Consider the following 9,977-nt stretch of genomic DNA (forward strand, 5'->3'; position numbering starts at 1 on the left):
GTTCGCGGGCGCTCTGGCATGTGACGCTCCGAATTGCCAGTGCGTGTCGTGCCTTCCAAGCACCTCTCTTGCGCCAAATGCCGTCGTTCTACGTTCGCTCATAGGTCTCCGAAAGGGGAACGTCGGATCGGGGGCGCTCCAGCTGCCGCGCCTGGGGCCCATCCGGCAGGCCTTCCTCGATGATGAACTAACCGCTGACGGAAATCAATCAAGCGGTGACGAATAGAATTCCTTGTTCTGCCGGCGTGATCACGTCACCAAACTCCGTCAAGCGCGCCTTTGCGTCCAAATCAACGGCAAAATAGGATGGATTGTAGAAATTGCGTAAAGTGAACCTCATAAATCTAAACGGAGTAAGTGGTGCATTAACGGGGACTCTGCACCCCTTGTACTGCCCCAGTGTAAGATGTGACTTAGGATGATCCACGTCTCTATGCTCTTCATCCGACGATGAATAGTCGAATCTAAGAGGGAACTTCACTGAAAACTCGCCAACCATGTCGGCGAATGTCTCGTCTAGGTCATAATGCTCTGGGACTGAGTCGTACATTTCCAACATCGGCGACGGGAAAAAAGCCAGTCTATGCGAGGTGAGGGCATTGTTCTCGAACGTGAATAGAAATTGAATCAATGCGCCATCCAGCATTCGTATGTGATAGGCTTCCGCTTTCCGGAGTTCTTCGTAGATTTCAGTGTAAGGCTTGCTCTTCAGGCTCACAGCCAAGTCGGGCGCGCCCGGAATGGTGATTTGGACCTGAGAACCCGCAGTGCGTACCGCAGGGAACCGTTGGTGATCGGCTAGTCCCTCCTTGACCAGCAAGCTGATCACCTCGTTTATTTGTTGGCAGATTTGGCCGGGGTTCACTGGCCGAACAGGTCTTTCAAGCGCCGACGAAGCGCCTCCGGTAGGTCCTCCATACGGACGTCGCCATTTTCAAGCGCCTCGATGGCGCTTGTGAGATCGCTGACTTTTGCATCCAGCCGCTTGCGCTCAGTTCGCGTGAGGTCACGATTAACGATACGAAGAGCTTTCTTGGTTTCCTCATCCGGATAGTTAAAGTCTAGGCGGAATTGACGTTGCTTCACTCGATCGAACTCCTCCCGAAGAGCGTGCATTTCTGGGCCGACTCCCAGGACTCGCACCCACGCCTTTGAGCGTGTGATGGCAGTGAACAGGCGGTTTCTGATGAGAGCTCGTGTCGTCGGTATAGGCGAGTCAAAACAATCGTCAGCATTGACGATGTACACCATACCAGCCTCATTTCCTTTGGCACGAAAGATACCAGTAAATGTAACAACGTCTTTCTCGAAGAATATGTCGGGTGAATTTGATACACCTGCCAAAGACGAATCTATCCCAGCATGGAGAAGCATGTTACGCGCATTTCCTACTACCTTTCGAGTGCGGACTGGATCTGGGTTGATGACAACGATGTCTTCAGATAAAAGTTCTTCTTGACGAATATTATAAATGATTGATTGTGCCAACCACCTGTCTTGATCATCTCGTGTAGAAAAGGCGTGGAATTGGATCAGGTCGTCGATTGGGGAGTGGCTCTCAAGGAAGATTGGACTGGTTTCAGGTGTGCGCTCGAGCGAAACAAAGTGCCCATCCTCCAGCTGGCCGTCACGGACTCTGTAGCCGACATCTTCCCAGAGCTGATTTTGCTCAAAGATCTGAATCAGGCCACCTGGTTCCCTATATATGCCGAAGCCGAGCGCGTGCGCCGTTGCGAGGACAGGACGAGAATTACGATAACATTTCTCTAGAATAATGTCCTGCCTGGGTTCGCCAAGCATCGGCGCCGAGAACTCGACAACTGGATTTCCGGAAGCATCGTTTCCAAACAATTCTTCAGGCCCTGGTAAAGACGCATTAGTGAGGCTCTGAAGTTCGTCATATGCATAGATCAGTCGATGGGGAGGTTTCAATAGCGAGTAGCACATCCTGAGGAATGAGCTGGGTAGGTCCTGGGCCTCATCGACCAAAATGGCATCGTATGTTTCCTTGACCTTTGTGACTTGGTTCAATGCTTCTTCGGTAGCACCTGAAAACTCTTTGCCCTCGCCAAAGGCTCCTTGAGCCGAACGGAAGTCTCGATAGGTTAATTCGTGATCTTTGGTAAAATTGTAGTAGATTCCTTGTGAACTCGGTGAGCCCCACGAGTGCATAACTTTGATTCTGCTCCAATCGGGCTCTTCACTCGTTTGCTCGTATACAAACGAAGTGATTAGTCGCTCGAACTGCCCCTTCAGCGACCGCGTGTTGAAGGTGACAGCGATCAGCCAATCTGGATTCTGAGCATGAAGGTACGCGACTTTCAAAGCTAGCACGATAGTCTTGCCAGATCCCGCCAGGCCTCGGATCCGTTGGACACCCGCAACTGTCTCAACAACCGCCGCATTTTGATTTGCATCTAGGGTCGCAATAGACTCGTTCAGGGCGTGCAGCTTCGCGCCGCGTGAATCTCCATTGCTGATTGTGCGTTTCCGTCGACCTTTGCGGATGGTCGTGAGGGCTTGAATTGCGGACGCAAGCGCCGGGAACGCGCCATCTTCTTGCCACTCAATTTCGCCGACGACAGCCGGCAGAGAAGTGGTGTCCGTTACCGGCCTTTCAGCGACCCCAGCAGCGCCAGGCAACGCCGGGGCAAACGTGATTGTGTGAATAGGCGCCGCGAGAGTTCGGCCCCGAACCAAAGACGGATATTGCAAGAGTTTTGAGTGGAGTTTGGCATAGAGATCATCTTGGCGATCTTGAAAGACACCAAGCTCTCGCCCTTCCACCAAGTCGAAGGCCACGGCGCCCTTCTCCGGGCTCAGAAGCAGAGCATCAAAGGGGAATGCGCCGTCGGGTGTCCCAATGATGGGATAGCCGATGTAGAGCGTCCCGCTGAGATTCGGTATCAGCGACAGAATCTCGGCCAACTGCCGAGCGGAAACCGGCTTTTGCGTGCTGCCCCATACGGTATCGATCATAGGACGCATTTTGCACGAGAACTGAGTTTGGGCAACTGCAGGGGCTCTTCATGAGCGGCGGCTGTGACGGCCGCTTCGCCTTGTACAGTGCGCTATAGGGACCATCCATTTCCGTCAGATGAGGTCACGGCCTCTTTTGCGGCATCATCTAGTCCTCGTAAGAATCCGCCGAACGGCGAACGGATGCGCTCAGACCCACGCGTGTTTCCCCGTTATTATGCTACATGCTAGTCAGCGTTGACGCCCTCATATACGAAGATGCCCGACTAGCCTCTTGCATAACTATGCATAAATATGCATAGGCGGACGATGACAGTGCAAATCGCCATCCTCGGAGCCTCTGGATTCGTCGGAGGAGAGCTTCTCCGCCTCTGCGTCGGCCATCCCGATTTCGCGCCCGTGCGCCTGTTCGGCGACAGCCAGGCCGGTGCCGCAATTGACAAGGCGCATCCGCATCTTGCCTTGGCCTATCCGGGCATGCGCTTCGAAACCTATGAGGAATCCGCGCTCGACGGGATCGACCTCGTCTTCGCCGCGCTTCCGCATGGTGCTTCCCAAGCGATTGCCGGGACGATCATCGATCGGGACATCGCCTTCGTCGATCTCGGCGCCGATTTCCGGCTGCGCGATCCTGCCGTCTATGAGACCTGGTATGGCGAGCCGCATCGGGCGCCGGATCTGCTCGGCCATTTCGTCTACGGCATTCCGGAGATTGCGCGGGCCGAGATCGCCAAGACGCGCTGCGTCGCCGCTGCCGGCTGCTATCCGACCGCGACCATCCTGGCGCTGAAGCCGCTCGTCGATGCCGGCCTGATCGATCCGAAGTCGATCATCGTCGATGCCGCTTCGGGCGTCAGCGGGGCGGGCAGGGGGCTCAAGGAGTCGACCCATTTCAACGCCATCGCCGAATCCTATTCGGCTTATGGCCTCGTCTCGCATCGCCATACGGCGGAGATGGAGGCGTCGCTCGGCGCCACCGTTTTGTTCACGCCGCATCTCGCGCCCATGAACCGGGGCATCCTCGCCACCTGCTACGGCACCGCCACCGGCCCCATGGCCGCCGATGCGCCGCTCGAGGCCTTGCGCGCGGCTTATGCCGACGAGCCTTTCGTCCATGTGAGCGAAACGCCGCCTTCCACCAAATGGACCCTGGGCTCCAATGCCGCCCACATCACCGCGCGCTATGATCCGCGCACGGGCCGGGTCCTCGCCATTTCCGCCATCGACAATCTTGTGAAAGGAGCGGCCGGACAGATGATCCAGTGCGCAAACATCATGCTCGGCCTCGACGAGACGGCCGGCCTTGGCACCTGCGGAGTCCATCCATGAGCGTCACCGCGGCTTCGGGCTTCGTCGCATCCGGCCTCCATGCCGGGGTCAAGAGGCGGCGCTACGACATGGCGCTGGTCGCCACCGACGACGGCAAGCCGGTGACGGCGGCCGCCGTCTTCACCCAGAACAAATTCTTCGCGCCGCCCGTGGCCGCCTGCCGGGAGCGGCTCGCCGCCAATGGCGGCCGCGCGGCGGCGATCATCGTCAATTCCGGCAATGCCAATGCCGGGACGGGCAAGGCCGGCCGCGCCGATTCCGAGGCGATGTGCGATGCAGCCGCGAAGGCGCTGGGCATTTCGTCGGGAGACGTGCTGGTCTGCTCGACCGGGATCATCGGCACGCCGCTGCCGATCGACAGGATCCTGGCGGCGACGCCGAAACTTGCCGAGGCGCTGGCCGTGGACGGCGGCCATGATGCCGCGCTCGGCATCCTCACCACCGACACGAAGGCGAAGGAGGCGGTGGTCGCCGGCTCCAACTTCACCATCGGCGGCATGGCCAAGGGCTGCGGCATGCTCGCGCCCAACATGGCGACGATGCTCGCCTTCCTCACCACCGATGCGGATGTCGAGCGCGACGTGCTGCAGAAGGTGCTGAAGGAGGCGGTCGATCGCAGCTTCAACACGCTCAATGTCGACGGCGCGACCTCGACCAACGACACGGTCATCCTGCTCGCCAGCGGCCGCGCCGGCAAGCCGGACCCGGCCGAATTCGCCGACGCCGTCCACAAATTGTGCGAGGAGCTGACGCTGAAGATGGCCCGCGATGCGGAGGGCATGACCAAGATGGTCCGCCTGAAGGTCAGCGGCGCGGCCAGCGATGGCGATGCGCGGCTGGCGGCCAAGAGCATCGCCGAGAATAATCTCGTCAAATGCTCCTGGCATGGCGCCGATCCCTATTGGGGCCGGATCCTCGCCGCCGCCGGCTCCTCGGGCGCCGATCTCGACCCCGATCTCGCGACCGTCGCTTATGGCGGCATCATCGTCTCGCGCGCCGGCATTGCCGTCGAACATGACGAAGATGCGGTTGCCGGTCACATGGCCGGCGACGAGATCGACATCGAGATCGCGCTCGGCCTGGGCGGCGGCGCGGCCCAGATGATCGGGGTCGATCTGGGGCCGGGCTATATCAAGGAAAATGTGCAGACGTCATGATGGAAGCTGGAGAAACCGCCGAGGTGCTGGTCCAGGCGCTGCCCTATATCCGCCGCTTCGCCGGCAAGGTCGTCGTCGTGAAGCTTGGCGGCGCCGCCATCGCCGATGCCGATGCCGCCGCCAATCTGGACCGGGCCATGGCCCAGGACATATTGCTGTTGCGCAGCGTCGGCGTGCGCTGCGTGCTCGTCCATGGCGGCGGGCCCCAGATCGATCAGTTCATGCGCCTGGCCGGCAAGGAGCCGGAATTCCGGAACGGCCTGCGCGTCACCGATGCGGAGACGCTCGACATCGTGCGCATGGTGCTGGTCGGCAAGATCAACCGCGATCTCGTCGCCGCGATCAACCGGGAGGAACCGGTCGGCGTCGGCGTCTCGGGCGAGGATGGCGGGCTCCTGCGGGCGGTCCAGGTCGATCCGGCGCTCGGCTTCGTCGGGGAGGTCGAGGCGGTTCGCGCCAAGCTGCTCCATCAATTGCTCGACGACGGCCTTGCCCCGGTCGTGTCGACGGTGGGCGCCGACGCGGCCGGACAGCCCTATAATATCAATGCCGACGATGCGGCGATGGCCATTGCCGTCGCCATGCAGGCGGAAAAGATCGTCTATCTGACCGGCGCGCCGGGCCTGCTGGAGGACGTGAACGATCCGGCCAGCCTGGTCCATCGCCTGACGCTCGGCGAACTTCGCGCCCGCATGGAGGATGGCAGCGTCAGCAAGGGGATGATCCCCAAGCTCCGCGCCTGCGCCTCGGCGGTGGAGGGCGGCGTCGGCAGCGCCCATATTATCGACGGACGGGTGCCGCACGCCATTTTGATCGAGCTCCTCACCCATGCGGGCATCGGGACGATGATCCAGAAGGATGTTTGAATGACCGACTTGCTGAAGCTCCGCAGCCTCGACCGCGAAGCGATCGAGCAGATCCTGGCTCTTTCGGAAGACCAAGCGGTCGGCCGCCCGCTCGAAGGCAAGGGCGTGGCCATGCTCTTCGAAAAGCCGAGCGCACGGACCCGCAATTCGATGGAGATGGCGGTCGTGCAGCTGGGCGGCCATCCGGTCTATATCCAGAAGGAAGAAGTCGGCCTCGGCACGCGCGAGACGGCGGAGGACGTGGCCCGGACGCTGGCCTGCTACCATGATCTGATCGCCGCCCGCGTGGCTTCGCACAGCCATCTCGATCTGATGGCGGCGGCGGTCGACAAGCCGGTCCTCAACATGCTGTCCGAAAGCGATCACCCGCTCCAGGCTCTGGCCGACCTGCTGACGATCAGGCAATTGCTGGGCCGGATCGAAGGCGCCACCGTCGCCTATCTGGGCGATGCCAATAATGTCGCCCGCTCGCTGGCCGAAGGCTGCGCCCTGCTCGGCGCGGAATTCCGCATCGCCAGCCCGCATGCCTACAGCTTCCCGCCCGACGAATTCGCGTCGCTCGGCGGCACCGTGCGGACGGTGGCGGACCCCTCCGAAGCCGTGGACGGCGCGGATTTCGTCTATACCGACGTCTGGATCTCGATGGGCGAGGATAGCGAGGCCGACGCCAAGCGTGCGGCGATGGCGCCGTTCCAGGTCGATGCCGCCCTGATGGCCAGGGCCAACAAGGCCTGGTTCCTCCATTGCCTCCCGGCCAAGCGGGGCGAGGAGGTGACCGGCGAGGTGATGGATGGCGCCCGCAGCGCGATCTGGCGCCAGGCCGAAAATCGCATGCACACGGCGCGCGGCGCCATGGCCTGGATGCTGGGCGTCCGCCGATGAACGATGTCCGCGCCCAACGCCAGAAACTGATCGCGGACATCCTTCGTTCGGGCATGATCGGCAGCCAGGAAGAGGTCACCGAAAGGCTGGCCGATCTCGGCTGGGCGGTCACCCAGGCGACGGTGTCCCGCGATCTCGATCAGCTCGGCGCGGTCAAGATGAAGCGGCACGGCGCATTGGGCTATGTCCTTCCCGAACAGATCGCCGAAAGCGACTGGGCCGCCGGGCGGCTCGGCAGCATCCTTCGCGAATGGGTGGTGTCGGTGGACGTCGCCGGCAATCTCGTCATCCTGCGCACGCCGCCCGGTTCGGCCCAGATGGTCGCCTCCGCGATCGACGGTTCCCGCCTGCTCGAAATCGCCGGCACGGTTTCCGGCGACGATACGCTTTTCGTTGCAGTGCGGGATGGTGTAGCGCCCGCCACGGTTGCGGACCGATTCCGCACCCTCTCACGCCAGTCAGCCCAGGAGCGGCAATGAACAATCCCCCGAAGAAGGTCGTCCTCGCTTATTCCGGAGGACTCGACACTTCGATCATCTTGAAATGGCTGCAGACCGAGTTCCGCGCCGAAGTCGTCACCTTCACCGCCGATCTGGGCCAGGGCGAAGAGGTCGAGCCCGCGCGGCAGAAGGCGCTGCTGATGGGCATCAAGCCCGAAAATATCTTCATCGACGATCTGCGCGAGGAATTCGTCCGCGACTTCGTCTTCCCGATGTTCCGCGCCAATACCGTCTATGAGGGCCAGTATCTGCTCGGCACCTCGATCGCCCGCCCGCTCATCGCCAAGCGGCAGATCGAGATCGCCCGCGCGGTGGGCGCCGACGCCGTCTGTCATGGCGCCACCGGCAAGGGCAATGACCAGGTCCGGTTCGAGCTTGGCTATTATGCGCTGGAGCCAGACATCCGCGTCGTCGCGCCGTGGCGGGAATGGGATTTCGCGAGCCGCGAGCAATTGCTGGCCTTCGCCGAGCAGCATCAGATCCCGATCGCCAAGGACAAAAGGGGCGACGCGCCTTTCTCGGTCGACGCCAACCTCCTCCATTCCTCCTCGGAAGGAAAGGTGCTGGAGGATCCGGCCGTCGAGGCGCCGGAATATGTCCACCAGCGCACCATCTCGCCCGAGGACGCGCCCGACAAGCCGACCCTGATCACGATCAAATTCGAGCGCGGCGATCCGGTCGCGATCGACGGCGAGCGCCTGTCGCCGGCCTCGCTCCTTACGAAGCTCAATCAGCTCGGCCACGACAATGGCATCGGCCGCCTCGACCTGGTCGAGAATCGCTTCGTCGGCATGAAGTCCCGCGGCGTCTATGAAACGCCGGGCGGCGCGATCCTGCTCGCCGCCCATCGCGGAATGGAATCGATCACGCTCGATGCGGGCTCGATGCACCTCAAGGACAGCATCATGCCGCGTTATGCGGGGCTCATCTATAACGGCTTCTGGTTCGCGCCGGAGCGGGAGATGCTTCAGGCCCTGATCGACAAGAGCCAGGAACATGTGACCGGCACGGTCCGCGTGAAGCTCTACAAGGGCAATGCCACCGTCGTCGGCCGCGAAAGTTCTCACTCGCTCTACGATCAGGAGCTCGTGACCTTCGAGGAAGGCAAGACCGCCTACGATCATCGCGACGCCGCCGGGTTCATCAAGCTGAACGCGCTGAGGCTCAGGGGCCTGGCGAAGAGGGACCTTCGCGCGAAGTAGAAGATAAGAGAGCGTCGCGCGAAAAAGCGGAAACCGGTTTTCGCAAAAAACGATGCGGCAATGAAAATTTAGAGCGCACAAATTGCGTCACATTTGACGCAGCGCGCTCTAGACATGTCAAATATGTTTGACTAAGCCTGTGTAAGAAATCTTTTACACGGGGAGTGTTGGCATGTCGTTTCGGGAAAAGTTCGCCTGGCTGATGGTGGCAGTGCTGGTCGCGACCGGCATCCAATATGCCGTCACCGTCTACCAGGTGTCCGAAGCCAATGGCGCCATCGCGCCGCCGGCCACGTTGCTCCTGGCCTTGTGGGTCATGCTCGTGGTCGCGGCGTCCATGCTCGCTTACGGCGTCGCCGGCCTGGTCTCGCGCAAGGAATGGCAGGTTCCGGTCGACGAGCGCGAATGGCTGGTCCGGCAGCGTGCCGGCGCCCTGTCGGGAACGGTGTTGGGCATCGCGATCCTGGCCGCACTCGGCACCTTCATCCTATGCCCCGACGGCAACATGCTGTTCCATCTCGTCATCGGCGGCCTGCTCGTCTCCCAGATCGCCAAATTCGCCCTGCAGATCTTCTATATCCGGCGGGGTCTTTGAACGATGCGCCGGCCGCCGCCGATCACCAACCGCGTCCGCGAGATGCGCGAACGCCACGGCGCGATGAGCCAGGCCGCGCTCGCCGAGGCGATCGGCGTGACCCGCCAGACAATCATCGCGATCGAACAGGGGCGCTATTCCCCAAGCCTCGAAAGCGCCTTCCGCATCGCCCGCTTGTTCGGCGTCGGCGTGGAGGATGTGTTCGGCTGGGAGGAGAAGAATCCTCGCTAGCGTCGAAGATCTCCACCTTGGAGCCAAGGCGTGTCGTGATAGCATTCGGAATTGCCGCGCCTGACCACAGGGGAAGAGTGAGTGTCTGCTATGGGTGGTAAGCAGACATACGCGGAATTGTCCGAGAGGGGGTTAGGGGACACGTGGATAAGGCAAATACCCTTGCTCTGAGCTGCTGCCGGTCTGATGGACGCTGAGATTGGCTACGCTACCTCAGACTGTTTCTCGAAGTCGAT

General features: G+C 61.1%; 10 protein-coding genes. 8 read left to right on the top strand and 2 right to left on the bottom strand.

The window, feature by feature from the left end:
* Positions 1–208: 208 nt before the first annotated feature.
* Together RQX22_RS17800 and RQX22_RS17805 are read right to left on the bottom strand one after the other, a co-directional pair.
* A complete protein-coding gene (locus tag RQX22_RS17800) occupies positions 209–829 on the bottom strand; it encodes a DUF2290 domain-containing protein (protein ID WP_315728336.1) in 621 nt (206 codons plus the stop codon).
* A gap of 32 nt (positions 830–861) precedes the next feature.
* The gene (locus RQX22_RS17805; protein ID WP_315728338.1) at positions 862–2,979 is read right to left on the bottom strand and encodes a DEAD/DEAH box helicase; all 2,118 of its coding nucleotides are present in this window, start codon (positions 2,977–2,979) and stop codon (positions 862–864) included.
* A 309-nt stretch (positions 2,980–3,288) separates the two neighbouring features.
* Here RQX22_RS17805 and argC point away from each other — a divergent pair, with 309 nt between their 5' ends.
* The 8 genes from argC to RQX22_RS17845 all read left to right on the top strand — a co-directional run bounded on the left by argC (position 3,289) and on the right by RQX22_RS17845 (position 9,741).
* A complete protein-coding gene (argC, locus tag RQX22_RS17810) occupies positions 3,289–4,308 on the top strand; it encodes an N-acetyl-gamma-glutamyl-phosphate reductase (RefSeq protein ID WP_315728339.1) in 1,020 nt (339 codons plus the stop codon).
* Complete coding sequence (argJ, locus tag RQX22_RS17815) at positions 4,305–5,465, top strand: bifunctional glutamate N-acetyltransferase/amino-acid acetyltransferase ArgJ (RefSeq protein ID WP_315728341.1); 1,161 nt, start codon at positions 4,305–4,307, stop codon at positions 5,463–5,465. The genes argC and argJ overlap by 4 nt, the downstream gene beginning before the upstream one ends.
* Positions 5,462–6,331 (top strand): acetylglutamate kinase, encoded by an 870-nt coding sequence (gene argB / locus RQX22_RS17820; protein ID WP_315728343.1) that lies wholly within the window; start codon positions 5,462–5,464, stop codon positions 6,329–6,331. Before argJ ends, argB begins: the two co-directional genes overlap by 4 nt.
* The gene (argF, locus tag RQX22_RS17825; RefSeq protein WP_315728345.1) at positions 6,332–7,213 is read left to right on the top strand and encodes an ornithine carbamoyltransferase; all 882 of its coding nucleotides are present in this window, start codon (positions 6,332–6,334) and stop codon (positions 7,211–7,213) included.
* Positions 7,210–7,692, top strand: a complete 483-nt coding sequence (locus RQX22_RS17830) for an arginine repressor (RefSeq protein ID WP_315728347.1) — start codon at positions 7,210–7,212, stop codon at positions 7,690–7,692. Before argF ends, RQX22_RS17830 begins: the two co-directional genes overlap by 4 nt.
* Positions 7,689–8,915, top strand: coding sequence for an argininosuccinate synthase (locus tag RQX22_RS17835; RefSeq protein ID WP_315728349.1), 1,227 nt, complete (start codon positions 7,689–7,691; stop codon positions 8,913–8,915). Before RQX22_RS17830 ends, RQX22_RS17835 begins: the two co-directional genes overlap by 4 nt.
* A 172-nt stretch (positions 8,916–9,087) precedes the next feature.
* On the top strand, positions 9,088–9,510 hold the full coding sequence (locus RQX22_RS17840) for a hypothetical protein (protein WP_315728350.1): 423 nt from the start codon (positions 9,088–9,090) through the stop codon (positions 9,508–9,510).
* A gap of 3 nt (positions 9,511–9,513) precedes the next feature.
* Positions 9,514–9,741, top strand: a complete 228-nt coding sequence (locus RQX22_RS17845; RefSeq protein ID WP_315728351.1) for a helix-turn-helix transcriptional regulator — start codon at positions 9,514–9,516, stop codon at positions 9,739–9,741.
* Positions 9,742–9,977: the final 236 nt, after the last annotated feature.

The sequence above is a fragment of the Sphingosinicella rhizophila genome (assembly GCF_032378825.1).
Lineage (GTDB): Bacteria > Pseudomonadota > Alphaproteobacteria > Sphingomonadales > Sphingomonadaceae > Allosphingosinicella > Allosphingosinicella rhizophila.